11 protein-coding genes are annotated in these 16,016 nt (G+C 62.7%); 3 read left to right on the top strand and 8 right to left on the bottom strand.

Annotated features, from left to right (window positions below; all coding sequences use genetic code 11):
- The first annotated feature begins 248 nt into the window (after positions 1-248).
- Positions 249-1,040 (top strand): MBL fold metallo-hydrolase, encoded by a 792-nt coding sequence (locus tag Q0G18_RS01000; RefSeq protein WP_297148669.1) that lies wholly within the window; start codon positions 249-251, stop codon positions 1,038-1,040.
- A 106-nt stretch (positions 1,041-1,146) separates the two neighbouring features.
- Here the strand turns inward: Q0G18_RS01000 and pheT are convergent, their stop codons facing one another.
- Both pheT and pheS read right to left on the bottom strand, forming a co-directional pair.
- Positions 1,147-3,609: a phenylalanine--tRNA ligase subunit beta gene (pheT, locus tag Q0G18_RS00995; RefSeq protein ID WP_297148667.1), complete on the bottom strand. Its 2,463-nt coding sequence runs from the start codon at positions 3,607-3,609 to the stop codon at positions 1,147-1,149.
- A gap of 160 nt (positions 3,610-3,769) precedes the next feature.
- Entirely contained in the window at positions 3,770-4,852 is a 1,083-nt protein-coding gene (gene pheS, locus Q0G18_RS00990; RefSeq protein WP_276996131.1) for a phenylalanine--tRNA ligase subunit alpha, read from the bottom strand.
- A gap of 620 nt (positions 4,853-5,472) precedes the next feature.
- Here pheS and Q0G18_RS00985 point away from each other — a divergent pair.
- The gene (locus Q0G18_RS00985) at positions 5,473-6,264 is read left to right on the top strand and encodes a GNAT family N-acetyltransferase (RefSeq protein ID WP_297148663.1); all 792 of its coding nucleotides are present in this window, start codon (positions 5,473-5,475) and stop codon (positions 6,262-6,264) included.
- 145 nt (positions 6,265-6,409) lie between these two features.
- Here Q0G18_RS00985 and Q0G18_RS00980 read toward each other — a convergent pair whose 3' ends face one another.
- The 6 genes from Q0G18_RS00980 to Q0G18_RS00955 form a co-directional block, all read right to left on the bottom strand.
- The gene (locus tag Q0G18_RS00980; protein WP_297148661.1) at positions 6,410-7,819 is read right to left on the bottom strand and encodes a cation:dicarboxylase symporter family transporter; all 1,410 of its coding nucleotides are present in this window, start codon (positions 7,817-7,819) and stop codon (positions 6,410-6,412) included.
- Between the two features lie 252 nt (positions 7,820-8,071).
- A complete protein-coding gene (locus tag Q0G18_RS00975; protein ID WP_297148659.1) occupies positions 8,072-8,935 on the bottom strand; it encodes a histidine phosphatase family protein in 864 nt (287 codons plus the stop codon).
- An 8-nt stretch (positions 8,936-8,943) separates the two neighbouring features.
- Positions 8,944-10,056, bottom strand: coding sequence for a hypothetical protein (locus tag Q0G18_RS00970; protein WP_297148657.1), 1,113 nt, complete (start codon positions 10,054-10,056; stop codon positions 8,944-8,946).
- 195 nt (positions 10,057-10,251) lie between these two features.
- Entirely contained in the window at positions 10,252-12,297 is a 2,046-nt protein-coding gene (arsS, locus tag Q0G18_RS00965) for an arsenosugar biosynthesis radical SAM (seleno)protein ArsS (RefSeq protein WP_297148655.1), read from the bottom strand.
- Between the two features lie 232 nt (positions 12,298-12,529).
- Positions 12,530-13,618 (bottom strand): GTP-binding protein, encoded by a 1,089-nt coding sequence (locus Q0G18_RS00960; protein WP_297148653.1) that lies wholly within the window; start codon positions 13,616-13,618, stop codon positions 12,530-12,532.
- Between the two features lie 75 nt (positions 13,619-13,693).
- Positions 13,694-14,797 carry a methyltransferase domain-containing protein gene (locus tag Q0G18_RS00955; protein WP_297148650.1) on the bottom strand — a complete coding sequence of 368 codons (1,104 nt, stop codon included), beginning with the start codon at positions 14,795-14,797 and terminating at the stop codon, positions 13,694-13,696.
- A 189-nt stretch (positions 14,798-14,986) separates the two neighbouring features.
- On the opposite strand from Q0G18_RS00955, the gene Q0G18_RS00950 reads away from it, so the two are divergent.
- Positions 14,987-15,790, top strand: coding sequence for a protein-ADP-ribose hydrolase (locus Q0G18_RS00950; protein ID WP_297148646.1), 804 nt, complete (start codon positions 14,987-14,989; stop codon positions 15,788-15,790).
- The last annotated feature ends 226 nt before the right edge of the window (positions 15,791-16,016 follow it).

Here is a 16,016-nt window from a genome sequence, read left to right as displayed (position 1 = left end):
CCCCGCAGTATGAGCCAAGGATGAGCCTCCCTGTATGCCACCACTCGCCGATTTCGCGACACCGAACGCGAAAAAACACAGGTTTAGCCCCATGGCTTGACGCGAACGACTATTCGACCGAATCTTCGTTAGGGATTATAGCTATTGCCTATGGATTGCTGCGATACTTCGCCCCCCGAAAGGGGCAGCTTTGCATGGCGAGCGGGGTATAATCGGCGGCGTATGGCGTAGGGAGAAAAGAGACTTCTATGAAAAAACACGCGTTCACCTTCATGGGCACAGGCGCAGGCTGCGGCGTGCCTTCGTTTTTCTGCGACTGCCCCGCGTGCGAAGAGGCCAGGGCGAATCCGCGCGCGAGGCGCGGAGATTGCGGGACTATGATCAAAGGCGAGAAGACGCTTCTCATCGACACGCCGCCTGACCTGCGTCATCAGTGCATTCGCGAGAACGTGCGGCGCATTGACGAGGTCCTGTACACCCACTGCCACTCCGACCACGTGGGAGGGCTTTTGGAGCTTGAGTACCTCGTGCAGCTCAAGCAGAAAGAGGCGCTTCCTGTCTACGGCAGCGCCGAGACGCTCGCGGGCATCGCGCAGGAGTTCCACTACATGACCTACGCGCTCGACATGCGCGAAATCGCACCGATGGACACCGTCGAGTTCGACGGCGTGAAGTACACGGCGCTCCCCTGCACCCACGCGGCGGGCACTTATGGATATCTCATCGAGACGGGCGACACGCGCATGTTCTACGCCTCCGACACCGGGAAGCTGCCGCCCGAGACCTATGAGCGGCTGCAGGGTATCGACATTCTCGCGATGGACGCGACGTTCTGGAAGAACAATTGGTCCCCCGCCGCGCACCACAGCGTGCAGGAATGCATCGAAGAAGGGCTGTCGCTCGACGCGGGCAAAATCTATCTCACGCACCTGTGCATGCACTACGACGAGCCGATCACGCTCGTAGAATTGGAAGAGTTTCTCGCGCAGTACGAAGGCCGCGTCGAGGCCGCCCACGACGGGCTCACGTTTGAGATTTAGTGGTTGACCATTACTAGATGACGTCCTATACTGCAGGAGGTCTGAAACACGAAGAGCCGAGGATGCCGCCACATCCTCGGCTCTTCCTTTTTTGGTGAGAGAGCTTCTACCCGCGAACCTCGGCGCCCGTCGCCGAGCTCACCTTCTTCACCATGCGCTCGTGCGCCTTCTCCGCCTCGTCGCTCGTGAGCGTGCGGTCGGCAGCGCGGTAGGTGAGCGCGTACGCCATCGACTTCTTGCCAGCGCCGAGACGCTTCTCGTCGCGATAGACGTCGAACAGGCGCACGTCTTCGAGCAGCTTTCCGCCGGCGGACGTCATGCACTGGACGAGGCGCTCGTGAGTGACGTCCTCATCGACAACGAACGCGATATCCATCGACACCGCGGGGAACGTGGGCACGTCAACGTAGTCGCGCGCCGGACGAGCCGCACGCTCAAGCGCCTCGAGGTCGAGCTCGAAGGCGACGACGGGGGCCGCCGCGTCGTAGGCCGCCACGGCGAGCGGATGGAGCTCGCCCACCCAGCCAAGCGACGTGCCGCCCGAGAGCATCTCGGCAGCGCGGCCGGGCTGCAGCTGCGGCGCCTCGTCGGCGGCGAGCGCCTTGAAGCGCACCTTGGGAAGCGCAAGCTCGCGCGCGAGGTTCTCGAGCACGCCCTTGCCGTCGAAGAAGTCGTAGGGAGCAGGCGCCTCGTTCCAACCGGCGTCGCGCACGGCACCGGCCAAAACGCCGGCAAGCTTCTCGCGCTCCTTGGGCTTTTTCTTGCCCTCATGGGCGAAGAACACGCGGCCCATCTCGTAGAGCTGAATGTTCTTCACGCCGCGGTTCTGGTTGTGGGCGACAGAGCGCAGAAGGCCGGGGATGATGCTTTGGCGCATGACCGATTGCTCGGCGTTCATCGGGTTCAGAAGCTCGACTGCCTGACCTAAGCCCTCGAGCGGCAGGCGCAGGCGCTCGATTTCACTCGGCTCGGCGAACGAGTAGGTCATCGTCTCGTTCATGCCGCAAGCGCGCAGCGTGTCGTTGACCTTGTTCTTCACGTGCTGCTCGTGGCTCACCGTGCCGAAGCGGCCGCGACCGCCGGGGAGCGTGGCCTCGATCTGGTCCATGCCGTAGAGGCGCAGCACTTCCTCGTAGAGGTCGATTTCGCGCGGCAGGTCGGGGCGGAACGTCGGCGACGTGACCGCGAGCGTATCGGCGTCTGCGCCGTCTTCCACCTTGCAGCCCAGACGGCCGAGGATCTCCACGATGAAGTCGCGGGAGATATCGGCGCCCATCATCGCGTTGAAGCGCGGGATGCGGAAGGTGAGGTGAGCCTCTTCGGAGACGTTCGGCCACTCGTCCACGATGCCCGTACCGCCGCCGATGGAGCCAGACACTTGGCCGCCGGCAACTTCCACGATGAGCGCCGCCGCAGCAGCAGAGCGCTCTTCGATGCCGTGGTCGTCCACGCCGCGCTCGTAGCGCATGGAGCTCTCGGAGATGAGGCCCAGGTTGCGCGAGGTGCGCGAGGTGCGGCCTGGCTCGAAGGTCGCCGTCTCGAGCAGGATGTCGGTGGTCTCCTCGGTGACCTCGGTGTCGAGGCCACCCATAACGCCCGCGAGCGCCACAGGGCCGAGCTCGGGCGTGGCGATGACGGTCATGTCAGAAGTCAGCGTGCGCTCCACCTCGTCGAGCGTGGTGAACTTCGCGCCGTCGGCGGCCTCGCGGATCACCACATGGGCGCGCCCGTCTGCGCCTTTCAGCTTGTTCAAGTCGAAGGCGTGCAGCGGCTGGCCGAACAGGAACAGGATGTAGTTCGTCACGTCGACGATGTTGTTGATGGAGCGCTGGCCGATGGCGGCGAGGCGCTCGACCATCCAGTCAGGCGACGGGCCCACCTTCACGCCGCGGATGACGCGGGCGGAATAGCGCGAGCAGCGCACGGCGTCCTCGATGGTCACGTCGACGTCGTCGATGCCGTCGTCAACGAGCTCGAGCTTCGCGGCCATCTCGTCGAGCGGGTTTTTCCAATCGCGGCGATACATCGCGCCCATCTCGCGCGCAAGCCCCACGATCGAGAGGCTGTCGGGGCGGTTCGGCGTAATCTCCAAATCGAGCACCGTGTCGGTCAGCTTCAGGTAGTCGGCAATGGGGGTGCCCACCGGGGCGTCGTCGGGAAGGATCCAGATGCCCTCATGGTCGGATCCAAGCCCCAGCTCACGCCGCGAGCAGCACATGCCGGCGCTCGCAACGCCGCGCAGCTTCGACTTCTTGATTTTGAAGTCGCCGGGGAGCACGGCCCCCACAGTCGCGACGGGAAGCTTGATTCCCGCCTTGATGTTCGGCGCGCCGCACACGATTTGCACGGGCTCACCCGCGCCCGTGTTCACCATGACCACGTGCATATGGTCAGAATCGGGATGCGGCTCGCAGGTCTCGACGTAGCCCACGACCACGCCGTCGAACGTGGCACCGAGCACCTCGACGCCTTCGACGCCCGTGCCCGTGAGATCGAGCTTGTCGCAGAGCGCCTTGGTGTCGGTCGGCACCTCCACGTATTCGTTAAGCCATTTCAGCGATACTTTCATGACTCTCTCTTTCTTGCAATTTGCCTTGTAGCGTTTGAGCTCGGCAGGCGTGCGCCACGCGCAGTTCCGCACGAGCCGAACAGCCCAGTGGGCTGTTCGTGCGAGTCAGGACTGTTTGAGCATGGTGTACGTCGGCCGAGCTCAAACGCGGTCCTGCATTTTAGAACTGGCGCAGGAAGCGCATGTCGCCTTCGAGGAGCATGCGCAGGTCGGGCACGTTGTACTTCAGGCACGCCACGCGCTCGACGCCGACGCCGAACGCAAAGCCGGAGTATTCCTCCGGATCGATGCCCGACATGGTGAGCACGTTCGGGTCGACCATGCCGCAACCGAGGATTTCCAGCCAGCCCGTACCCTTGCACATGCGGCAGCGCTCGCCGTCGTGCAGATGCCCCGTGCCGCCGCACACGCCGCAGGAGACGTCGGCCTCGGCGGAGGGCTCGGTGAACGGGAAGTAGTGCGCGCGGAAACGAGTCTTGCGATCGGGTCCGAACATCTGCTTGCAGAAGTAGTCGAGCGTGCCCTTAAGGTCGCCGAACGAGATGCCCTTGTCGATGACCAGGCCCTCGATCTGGGTGAACTGCGGAAGATGCGAGGGGTCGGCCACGTCGCGGCGGTACACCTTGCCCGGAGCGATGATGTAGATCGGCGGCTTCTGGTCCTCCATCACGTGCACCTGCACACCGGAGGTCTGCGTGCGCAGAAGCACGTCGGACTCGCCGCGCACAGACGACGCCTCACCCGAAAGGTCGCGCACGTAGAACGTGTCCTGCATCGAGCGGGACGGGTGGTCCTTCGGGGCGTTCAGCGCCTCGAAATTGTAGTAATCGGTCTCGACCTCGGGGCCATGGACGACGGTGTAGCCCAGGCCGAGGAAGATCTCCGACACTTCGTCGGTGATCGCGTTGATCAGATGGCGCGTGCCCATCTGCTGCGCGCGGCCGGGGAGCGTGACGTCGACAGCGCTTGCGTCGATCGCGGCTTCCATCTCAGCTGCCGCGAGCTTCTTCTTGCGCGCTTCGAGCGCCTCTTCCACCACGTTGCGCACCTCGTTGACCGTCTTGCCGACGACAGCGCGCTCTTCCTTCGCGACCTTGCCCATGCCGCGCAGGTAGCCCGTAAGCGTGCCCGCCTTGCCGAGCACCGCCACGCGCACGCTCTCGAGCGCCGCCGACGTGTCGGCTTCCGCGATGCGCGCAAGGGTTTGCTCACGCAGTTGCGCGAGCTCGTCCGTGATCGCCATAATCACCTTCACCTCTCGTATCGAGCGCCCCACCTGGCCCAAAGGGCGCTCCACCAATAAAAAAGGGCTTGCCATCTCGCCCCGGAAGGCGCGTGCTTTCGCGTTCGCCTTCACTTCCAAGGACGAGAGACAAGCCCTCGCGGTACCACCCTGGTTGACGCCTTCCCCCGACAACGCGACATGCTGCGCTGCCCGAGAGGCATCCACTCGTTTCGCCTGATGACGGAGGCAAACCGTCGCACCCTACTTCGTTCGTCTCGCGGGATGACCCCGCGTCCGCGTTCAGGAGCGCTGCTCGGAAGGGAATCGCACGCCGTATCGCTTGGGGCCTTTCAGCCGATGAACCCCATCTCTGGAAGCTTCGCTGTACGTGCGCTGTCTTCGTCATCGCATGTGGAAGAGAGTATAGCGCAAGGACCGCCCGCCATGGGGAAAATCCACAACGCGAAACGCGAGGAGCGGCCCAAAAGGGGCGGGCGCGATAACCGCTGGAAGCAACAGACCCCCACGTAGGACAACCGAAGCCAACATAGAGGGGAATTCGTCGACTCGAAAAGCCGCCGAAACAGGCACGTGCTACCATGGGCTCCTGTCCGATTGCTCGGGAAGGAGCCCTTTTCATGCGCGATGCGTCCTTGTGCGATTCTGCCGCCGCGAACGAGAGTACGCCTGCGGAGGCTGCGGGCGATAATGCCTCCGCAGGCGCGATGGCGCCTCCGCCGGGATGCGCGCCGGCGAACTCGCAGATGCGCGTATTTCGCAACGCGCCCGCAAACTTCCAGGCTTCCACAGCCGACCGCACGCCGGCGAGCCCGCAGATGCACATCCGCCTGGCCTCGGCCGACGACGCGGACGGCATCCGCGCGGTGTACGCCCCCTTCGTCGACACGCCCGTGACTTTCGAGGAAGAAGCCCCCTCTTGCGAGGCATACCGCGAGCGCATCGCCGAAATCTGCGAGAAGTACCCCTGTCTCGTCGCCGAGGAGGACGGACGCGTCGTCGGGTTCGCCTACGCCCATGAGCTGCGCGAGCGCATCGCCTTCCAATGGAACGCCGAGCTTTCCGTCTACCTTGCGCCCACCACGCAGGGCCAAGGCGTGGGAAGCCGCCTGTACGCCGCGCTCATCGAGCTTCTGCGCCTTACGGGCATAAAGGCGGTCTACGGTGTGGTGACCTCCCCCAACCCCGCAAGCGAGCACTTGCACCGCGCGTTCGGGTTCGCGCTCATGGGAACACAGCCGCACGCGGGTTTCACCTGCGGCGCCTGGCACGACGTCGCCTGGTACGTGCGCGAAATCGCCCCTTTCGAAGACGAGCCCGCGCCGCCCGCGCCCTTCCCCTCATACGCAAGCGCGCACCCCGACCAGGTGAGCGAGGTCATCGCGCAAGCAAACGAGAGGCTGCGACTGTAGCGAACTCGGGAAGAGCCGCACAGACCTGCAGTTGAAACCCGCGCCGCGACCTTTCCCCGCACGCAGCTCGCATGAAAAAGCGCGGATGCAAGCCTTGCAGGCCCGCATCCGCGCTTGATAGCACGCGCACGTTTTCCGGAAAGCTCTATTCCTCAGCAGCAGCCCCGCTGATGCGCGCCTCGGAGTTCGCAAACATCTCGCGATCAAGCGTCTTGTTCACGTTCGCCGACGTGACGCCCGCGACCATGGAGTCGCTCACGTTGAGCGCAGTGCGGCCCATGTCGATGAGCGGCTCAACCGACGCCATGAGGCCAACGATCTCGATCGGCAGTCCCATGGTGCCGAGCACGATGAGGCTTGCGAACGTGGCACCGCCGCCAACGCCCGCCACGCCGAACGAGCTGATCACGATGATGGCGATCAGCATGACCACCCACGTCGGGTCGAACACGTTGATGCCGACGGTCGGCGCGATGAGCGTTGCCATCATGGCCGGGTAAATGCCCGCGCAGCCGTTCTGCCCGATGGACATGCCGAAGCTCGCCGCGAAGTTCGCCGTCGCCTCGTCAACGCCGAGCGCCTTCGACTGCGTCTCAATGTTCATAGGCAGAGCGCCCGCGCTCGTGCGCGATACGAACGCGAAGGAGAGCACGGGGAACGCCTTCTTCAGGTACGTGACGGGGTTCACGCGGTTCGCCGCGAGGATGATCAGGTGCACGACGAACATCGCGATAATGGCCACATACGAGAAGATGATGAACTTGCCAAGATCGACGATTGCCGCGAAATCGCTCGTTGCCATAACGTTCGCGATGAGCGCCATGACGCCGTAGGGGGTGAGTCCGATGACCATCTTCACGATGCACATCACGATGCCGTAGAGGCTGTCGATGATGCGGCGGAAGAGATCGGCCTGCTCAGAGTCGCGATTGCGAAGCTTCAAGTAAGCCATACCCACGATAGCCGAGAAGATGACCACGGCGATGGTCGACGTCGAACGGGTACCGGCCAAGTCGGAGAAGACGTTCGTCGGGATGAACGACAGGATGGTCTGCGGGATCGTGGTGTCGGCCACCTTGTCGGAGCGCGTCTGCAGCGCGTTCATCTTCGAGGCATCGACCGTGCCCTGCGTGAAGTCGGCGCCCGCCAGACCCGAGAAGGAGATGGTGGCCCAACCGAACACGGCGGCGATGGCGACCGTGCCCAAAAGCACCGCGAGCACCGAGACGCCGATCTTGCCCAGGTTCTCCGTCGCCTCCGTTCGCGTGAATGCACCGACGATCGCCACGAAGATGAGCGGCATCACGAGCATCTTGAGCAGACTGATGTAGCCCGTGCCCACAAGCGACATCCAGTCGAGCGCACACTTCGCGGCATCGGACCCGCGGCCCAAGGCCAGCTGAATGGCAACGCCCAGCACGATGCCCATACCGAGCGCCGAGAACACGCGGACCGTGAACGACAGCCCCTTGTTCTTCATGAATTTCAACACCGCAAGTAATGCGACGAAGACGATTAAAGCGACAGCAACCGCCGCCCCCACCTCGAATGACATTGCATACTCCTTCAACGCCTTATTCCTACTGAACAGGTGGCTATTATCGTACATTAAACCTATAAGTTCAATAGGATATCTAGGAAATCGGGGCAGAGCATCAGTAAAATGAGATGAAATGCGTGATGCCAGCTAGAGCGCGCTGAGCAGTCAGAGCGAACACGGCAATTACGCGAACGTGGGCAGGGTCGCGCCAGAGCGGGCGGAACAACCGAGATGAGCCTGTCGGATAGCCCGTTCCGGCCGATGCCCTTAGAGATGTGAATCCAAAAAACTTGTCGAGCCCGTCTCGCCGAGAGTGAAAAGGGCACCAGGGAACGCACCTGCATCGCAGGCAAGACCATCGTCGCAGGTCACCTTTGTGACGCTTGCATTCTCGATCTTCACGGGGTCGTTCACGCGCGCGGGATCGAGCAGGTACATAGTCGAGCGGATGACGAACGAGTGCGTCACCACGAGCACGTTGCCGCCGCCCGAGAGCGCCACCTTGCGCGCCACATCGCAATAGAAATCGCCGAGCCGCGCCTTGATTTGTTCCCAACCCTCCGCTTTACCGGAAGCGTCCCAGCGCTTGATGGCGCCCGCCGTTTCCGGGAGGCGGACATTGAGCTCCTCGAAGGGCATATCGCACCCGAACCCCTCGTTGAGCACATCGCGCATGAGCGTGCCGGGGCGAGCCTCCAGGTCGCCGTAGCACCATTCGCGGATGCGAGAATCCGACATGCGAGAAGGAAGGGCCAGCTCGGGCGCCACCTCGCTGCGCGCCGAGAGTAACTCGCCCATCGTCTGCACAGCACGCCCCAAATCGCTCGAGTAGGCCACCGCGAATTCGACGCCCGCACGGGCGAGACCGCGGCCGCAAGCACGCGCATCGCGAACGCCCGCCTCGGTCAAAGGAGCATCGCACCAGCCCTGGACCAGGTGTTTCAAGTTGTATTCCGTTTGCCCATGGCGAACGATGAAGAAGGTGACGGGCGCGCCCCCGCTTGGGAAGGGCGCAGCGGCAGGCGTCGCTTCGCCCAGCGGAACCGCGAAACGCCCATCGGCCGCGGACGCAGTCGAGTTGCCGAGAACCCGCGCGCCGTTTTCCCCGCGCACCATGTTGGAATCAATCATCTCGGTCCCTACAGAATACGGTAGCTCACCGTGCGAAGGCCCCAGTCATCGCAGGAGGAATACCCGAAGGCCTTCCATACGCCGGGCTGCAAATCGAGTGAACGGCTGCCGCCGCCCATGCCGCCGCAGTCGTTGATGACGGCGTACACCGTCATGCCGTCGTAGGAGATTTGCACCGTGCGGCCAAAATAGCTGCTGAAATTCGGCCATGCCATCGGGATTGCCACGCCCATCGAGTAGTCGTCGCACACATCGCCCGTCGCCGTCGTGCCAGGATTGGGAGTATAGGGGTCGGTCGAGCCGCCGTATGCCGAGGCGATGCCCGTCTTCCAGCCAGCACCGGAATCGGGGGCCGGCTCGGGGTTGGGCTCAACCGGCGTCGAATCGGGCACGACCTCCTGACGATCCGTGGTGTTCGCCTTGTCGGAAACCTGCGTGGAAGACCCGCCCGCACCCTGGTCGGACGAGCCGGAATTCGACATGTTCGCCGCCTGCGCCTGGAGCGCAGCAAGGCGATCGGCCTCCGCGTCTTTGGCATTTTGCAGTTGCGACTGCGCCTGCGAGACGACGGCCGCTGCTTCCTGCTTCGTCTTTTCAAGCTCACTCAAAGCGCGCGTCTGCGAATCCTTCTGGGTGTTCAGCTCGGCAGTGATGCCCTCGAGCTTGGCGACGCGGTCCTTCTGCGCCTCAACCTCGTCAGCCTGCGCCTGCAGAATCGAGCCCGCGTACACCACGTTGCGCGTCAGCTCGTCGAAGGAGGCCGATCCCAAAATCAGCATGAGCATCGACCCCGCCGAGGGCGAGCGATACTCGCTGCGGGCGGCGTTGCTCAGCGTTTCACGACCCGAAATCACCGCCTGCTGGGCATCAAGCGCGTCGGCGGCAGTCGCGTCGATCTGCCCCTGAATCGAGGTGAGCTCGACATTGATCTTGTCGTATTCTTCGGAGATGGTCTTCATCTGGGCCTCAGCGGCATCGAGCGCCGTCTGGGCATCGGAAACATCGTCGGCAAACGCGGGAGCGGGGATAAGGGACATGGCGAGAAGAGCGCTCAAAGCCAACGCGCACATCGCGAAGACCAAGCGTTTCACCTGTTCACATGCACTGAAGTGCGTTCCCACCAATTTCCTTCCAACGGCCAATAGAATGCGTGCGGCGTTGCTTCGCCACATGAAAAACGTCCCTTCCGGGACGCCTTGCGGAATTAAGTATGACCAAACAGCCCTCTCCTGGCAAGTGAAACAGCGCAAACAACATGAGCGCCCCGCAAGCCACCAAGCCTGCAGGGCGCCCAAAGTGCGCAGTCCCCTTCCCCGCTAGATCAGCGAACCGCCGCAGCTCGAGCCGGCGCCGGCAGCGCAGCTGTAGCACACCGGGTTCGTGCGAACCTCGCGCGGGGGAAGTGGCGCATCCACGATGTCGGCGATCGTCGCATCGCGCCCGTCGATCTGGATGGGCATCTCGAGCACATGGTTGCACTCGCAGTCGTACAGGCGCCCGTCGATATCGACGTTCACCTGGTCGCGGCACATGATCTTGCCCACGGCGAACGCGTTGAAGTTGTCGTGGAGCAGCTTCAGGTACTCATCGGTGAGCCCCGCGTCGGCCAAATCCATCGCGAAACGGCCGAGTGGGAAGTTGTTGAAGGCATACAGCTCGTTGAAGTCGATGCCCTGCTGCTCGGTCAGCTTCACGCGATAGGCGTCCGCCAGAAGCTCTTGCGGCGGCGGCAGGAACGGGCCCGCCACGTTGTAGACGATTTCCAGCTCGGGGCCGCCCTCGCGCCCATACCCACGCTCGTTGAGCTTGCGGATGTTCGCGACCGCGCGCTTGAAGACGCCGCGTCCGCGCTGGTTGTCGGCGTTTTCGGCGTCGAAATACGGAAGAGACACGCACACATCGGCCCCCACCTCGGCAAACACGTCCAGGAAGTGCTCGTATTCCGGCTTCTCCTCAAGCGTCAGGTTCGTGCGGACAATCACCTTCTCGGCGAGCTTGGCGCCTTCGCGCAAGAACCACTCGCAGTCGGGGTGCAGCTCAGGCGAGCCGCCCGTCACGTCGAGCGTCTTGTAGCCGCCCGTCTTGAAGGCAGCAAGAATCTGCTCCATCGTCTCGCGCGACATAACCTCGGTGTTCTTCGGCCCGCACTCCAGGAAGCAATGACGGCACGCAAGGTTGCACGCGTAGGTAATGTTCACCTGCATCGTCGCAGGTCGTTCGTTCGCCTGCAGGATATCGGGCAGGTTCACGCGATCGTAGAACGAGGGGATGCCGCAGCGCTCACACGCCTCGCTCAAATAGTCGAGGTCGGCCTTGCGCTTGCCGCGGCGCATCTCAAGCGCCTGCTGAGCGCGGGCGAGGTCGAACCCGCCGCGATGCGCGCCGCGAGGCGTCACCTCGAAGTACTTCCCGTAGCGCGACTGCTCGAGCATGGCCGCAAGGTTTCCACTCACGGCGTACTCGCGCCCCTTGATGAGGCGCAACTCCTCGGTCAGGTCGAAGTAGCGCGGCATCTCGGGCATCCCGCCCAGGTAGCGCGCGACCTGGCCGTAGTTCTCCTCGGCGTCTTCCAGGCCCTCCGCCTTGATGGCGCGCACCGTGCGCGAGGTAAACGACGTGAACCCGAGCTTCGTCTCAAGCGCCAGGTCGGAGACGTGGATATCCTCCACCGCGGTGCACACGTAGCTTTTCCAGCCGTGCTTTGCCAGCATGCGGCGGAAGTCGTCGATGTACATCGCGCCGCCCAAGCACTCGCCGCGAAGCACCGGGTCGGCACGCAGCTCGTCGGACATGCGGCGGTCGCAGAACACGTCGGAGAAGTACAGCTCGCCGCCGGGCTTCAGCACGCGGTAGATTTCGGAGAACACCTGGTCTTTAAACGGCGTCAGGTTGATTACGCAGTTGGAAACCACCAGGTCAACCGTGCCATCCTCGATGCCGAGTTCTTCCAAGTCCTCGATGAAGCCCGCCTTGAACTCCACGTTTGAATGTTCGAACCCGAACTTTTCCGCCTGCTCGTCTTGGTATTTCTGCGCAACGGCAAGCTGCTCGGGGGTCATGTCGACGCCGATGACGCGCCCGGTCGGCCCCACGAGCTTCGAGAGCACGTACGCGTCGCGCCCCGTGCCACAGCCCAAATCGACCACCGTCGCGCCGGTAAGTGCCGGCGGAATCGGAGAGCCGCATCCGTAGAAGCGCTCGACGATCTCGTCGGCGATGTCGGGCATCACGTCGAGCACGTACTTCGGCGGACGTTCGGTCGCGCAGCAGCATGCGTTGGTCTTCAAGTCGTCGGAGCCGCCCAACGTCTTGCCGTAATACTCGCGCACCTGAGCGCGAATGTCGTTCTTCTCGTCTGTCATTGTTCCCCTCAAAAACCCGCAGGTCAAGTCATCTTTTAGGCAATGTCGCCTGAGTACCGGGCGATGCCTGCCGCTCGGCATCCTGCGCGAGCAACCAATAAGTCTCCTCTTTAAGGTGGTAACCATTCCCAAGCGAAGGCCGCGGCGGCGTTCGCAAAGCGAGTTCCGCAGCGAAGCGAGGACTGTTTGAGCGACTGAACGTTGCCGCGGCCTTCGCGCAACCTGGAATGGGCTACCGACCTTCGTCCGCCATGCCGAAGCACTCGGTAAAGAACACCTGGCAGTCAAGGTCGTACTTGTCGCACACCTCGTCGAGTGCGTCGTCCATGAGGCGAGCGAGCGGACGCGACTCGCAGACGGCGCGGGCGTTGATGATCATGCGCATGTTCTTGTGGTCGCGCAGGAACTCCTGGGCATATTCGGTGTCGTAGTCCACGCCGATGAGCGACGCCTTGTTAAAGTCACCGTTTCCCGAAGTCGCGAACGTCTTCAGGTGCGGCACGTTCCGCTTGCGCTCGATAAGCCCCATGCGGATGCCCTCGATCAAGTCGTCGACCACCGCGTTGCAGTCGATCTTGGAACCGTCCTTCGTCTTCAGGTACAGACGGCGGTTATACCAGGTGAGCTTCGCTTCCGCGTCGGCAAATTCCTGATTATTGCGCACCGAGAAGTTCTTGAGCGACGTCTCGTGCGTCGTGAGGTACTCGGCCAGCTCGGGAATGCCAGTCTTGTCCTTGGCCGAGATCTTCATCGCGGGGATGTCGGGGCACGCCTCGTGCAAAAAGCCCATGTAGCGCTCGATTGTGGACTCGTCAAGCAGGTCGATCTTGTTGAGCACGATGAGATCGGCCTCTTCAAGCTGCAGTTTCAGCAGGTAAACCAGCTCTTCGGGCAGGTTGATGTCGGCATGCTCGGGCATGATCATGCGCAGGCGCTCGGGGTCGACCATCACCATGAACGGCGAGAGGGTGAACTCGTCGGCGTTGTTGTCATGCAGCGTGTGGTACACGTGGTCGAGCGCGCCGACACCGCAGCCGGGGATGTCGCTCATGACGAACGTGGCGCCTTCCTTGTCGCGCAGGCGGCGAATCTGGTCGACCGTGTTGTCCATCTGATAGCAGATGCAGTCGTTGCCGATCTCCGCAACCGTGCAGCCCGACGTTTGAGTGAGGCTCGTGTCCACGAGGTTCGCGCCCAGGTCGTTCGCGATGATCGCCGTCTTCCCAATGTTGCGATCCATGTATTCCGCAAGCGCGATCATGGTCGTGGTCTTGCCAGCTCCCAAAAAGCCGCTCACCACCATAAAGCGAATCTTGTCCACGTGAATGCTCCTTCTATCGTGATTGGGGCCGCGTCTTCCCGCGCGGCCCCTGCAAGTCTTTCTATTCTACCAGTATTAGCAGCAGGACACGCGCACCGGCTGGTCGTCTTCGTCGACAACGCCGTCAAAGTCGGGCGCGACCTTGATGATGTGGTCGCCGTGGGTGTCGCCCGCATGGCGCTCGCGGCTGCCCTCGTAGTCGAACACCGCTGCATAGCGCCCGCCGAATTCGGGGATGACCAGGCTCGTCACGTTGTTGCACACGTGGCACCTCTTCCCCACCGGGAACTTGATGTCCTTGTCGAACAGGAAGTAGTCGGGGAAATCGGGCAGGCCGCCCTTGTAGGTGACGAACTCGCCGTAATCTTCGCACACGTCGGAGGTATAGGGGGTGTTCACCAAACGGCAGGTGATCGTCGCAAACGACGTGCCGTCGAACAGCGCAGCCTCCTTCTCGGTCACCGGCGTCTTGTTGGCGATCAGGTAGCGCGGGTCGTTGAAGCCGAGCTGCTGCGCGATGCGGCGGAAATCGTTGATATACATGGCGCCGCCGAGGCGAAGCGCGACATTGTCGATGTTGTCGGAGATTTCCCTCTGCATGCGGCGATCGGCGAACACATCGGTGAAATACCACTCGCCGCCTTCCCGCAGAATGCGTCGCACCTCTGCAATATAGCGCGCTTTATCAGGGGATTCGTTGAACGTGCAGTTCGAGATGACCACATCGACGCTGCCGTCGGGGATAAAAGAGAGATCCTCCGGGCAACCAGCGTGGAATTCCACGTTAGGGGTATCGTAGCCGAACTGCTTCATCTCCTTTTCCAGGTACTTCTCGCCGATGCGCATGCGGACGGCGTTCGGCTCGACGCCGATGACCTTGCCCGCAGGCCCCACGAGCTGCGCCGCGAGGTAGGTGTCGCGGCCCGAGCCGCAGCACAGATCGACCACCGTGCAGCCTTCCAGAAGCGGCGGCAAGGGCACGCCGAACTCCCGTGACGTGTTCTGGATCTCCCCCGCAATGTTGAACATGCGCTCGCGAGCCTGCCCCGGAATGGTTCCGTCCGCGTCGCGAGTGCGGGCGGTCGCCTGCGGATCGCGCGGCTCGGCAACGGCGATTGCGTCGTAGTATGCCTGATAGTTGCCGTCTTCGACTTTGCGATAGTATGCCTGGTAGTCCATGCGACCTCCTCGGTCTCGATCCTTCGAACCAGCAAAGATACCTGCTTCGATTTAATACTAGATGCAGTCTATCACTTTACACGGAAGCTATGCCCGCTCAAACGCTTTTGAGCGGCGAGGGCGAGGCGAATCGGCCCCCTTCGCGCAGCTTATGATAGGATTTCCGCAAACGACGATAAGGAGCCCGCCATGTCCACCATCGAAGAAGATCTTCGTTTCCTCATCACCGAGCTGCAAGAAGAGCGCACGAACACCGGCGACGAGCTCGCGACCTGCCCCATTCCCGGAACCTTCGGCGAGGCGTGGGACCTTTTCCGCGCGCTGTGCAACACACGCCTGCCCGAGCACGTGAGCGGCGAGTTCCTCGCCAAGCAGGACAAACTGCTGCACGCGATTATCGACGAGGAAGGCATCACCTACGCAGGGCTCATCCCCCCGTGTGCGAGCAATCCGCGCTTCGCCGTATGGCGCGGAGACATCACCACGCTGGCGGCCGACGCCATCGTGAACGCCGCGAATTCGCAGCTCCTGGGATGCTGGGTGCCTGGCCATTACTGCATCGACAACGCGATCCACACGTTTGCGGGCGTGCAGCTGCGCATCGAGTGCGCGGCGATCATGAGGGCGCAGGGTCATGAGGAGCCTACCGGTCAGGCGAAAGTCACTTCAGCGTACAACCTGCCATCGAGCCTGGTCATTCACACCGTTGGGCCTATCGTGGAAAACGGGAAGCCCACCGAGCAGCACAAGCGGCTCCTCGCCGCAAGCTATCGTAACTGCCTTGACGCAGCAGCGGAGCGGCACTGCAAGTCCATCGCCTTCTGCTGCATCTCCACCGGCGTATTCGGGTTCCCGCAAGAAGAAGCCGCCCACATCGCCGTCGACACGGTACGGGCCTGGCTTGACGCCAACCCCAAGGCCGACATGCACGTCATTTTCGACGTGTACACCGAGAAAGACGAGCAAACCTATCGTGAGATCCTCGGCGAATAGAGGCAAACCCGTAGTTGGTGGTCAACTGGAAGAGTTGTGCGCTCTTTGATTCGAGCTAGAAGGAAGCGCGATTTTTCCGACCTGGGAAAACGCCGATCCAGGCCGCGTAAGGTTGGGTTGACAGCGCTAAAACGGCCCGATTTCGACAATCCAACAGCGCACAACTCGTCCAGTTGACCACGAAGTAGGCCGCTTGCTCCCGCGGGGCCCAAGCGGCCGCCGGTTG

Origin of the sequence: uncultured Ellagibacter sp. (assembly GCF_934636505.1) — a bacterium.
Classification (GTDB): domain Bacteria; phylum Actinomycetota; class Coriobacteriia; order Coriobacteriales; family Eggerthellaceae; genus Ellagibacter.
The sequence above is the reverse complement of the archived record's forward strand: the minus strand, read 5'-3'. Positions and strand labels throughout refer to the sequence as shown.

Bases quoted from the DNA above. Each gene is read 5' to 3' on its own strand.
- Q0G18_RS01000 (WP_297148669.1), top strand. From the start codon at position 249: ATGAAAAAACACGCGTTCACCTTCATGGGCACAGGCGCAGGCTGCGGC.
- pheT (WP_297148667.1), bottom strand. From the start codon at position 3,609: ATGAAAGTATCGCTGAAATGGCTTAACGAATACGTGGAGGTGCCGACC.
- pheS (WP_276996131.1), bottom strand. From the start codon at position 4,852: ATGGCGATCACGGACGAGCTCGCGCAACTGCGTGAGCAAACCCTTGCG.
- Q0G18_RS00985 (WP_297148663.1), top strand. From the start codon at position 5,473: ATGCGCGATGCGTCCTTGTGCGATTCTGCCGCCGCGAACGAGAGTACG.
- Q0G18_RS00980 (WP_297148661.1), bottom strand. From the start codon at position 7,819: ATGTCATTCGAGGTGGGGGCGGCGGTTGCTGTCGCTTTAATCGTCTTC.
- Q0G18_RS00975 (WP_297148659.1), bottom strand. From the start codon at position 8,935: ATGATTGATTCCAACATGGTGCGCGGGGAAAACGGCGCGCGGGTTCTC.
- arsS (WP_297148655.1), bottom strand. From the start codon at position 12,297: ATGACAGACGAGAAGAACGACATTCGCGCTCAGGTGCGCGAGTATTAC.
- Q0G18_RS00955 (WP_297148650.1), bottom strand. From the start codon at position 14,797: ATGGACTACCAGGCATACTATCGCAAAGTCGAAGACGGCAACTATCAG.
- Q0G18_RS00950 (WP_297148646.1), top strand. From the start codon at position 14,987: ATGTCCACCATCGAAGAAGATCTTCGTTTCCTCATCACCGAGCTGCAA.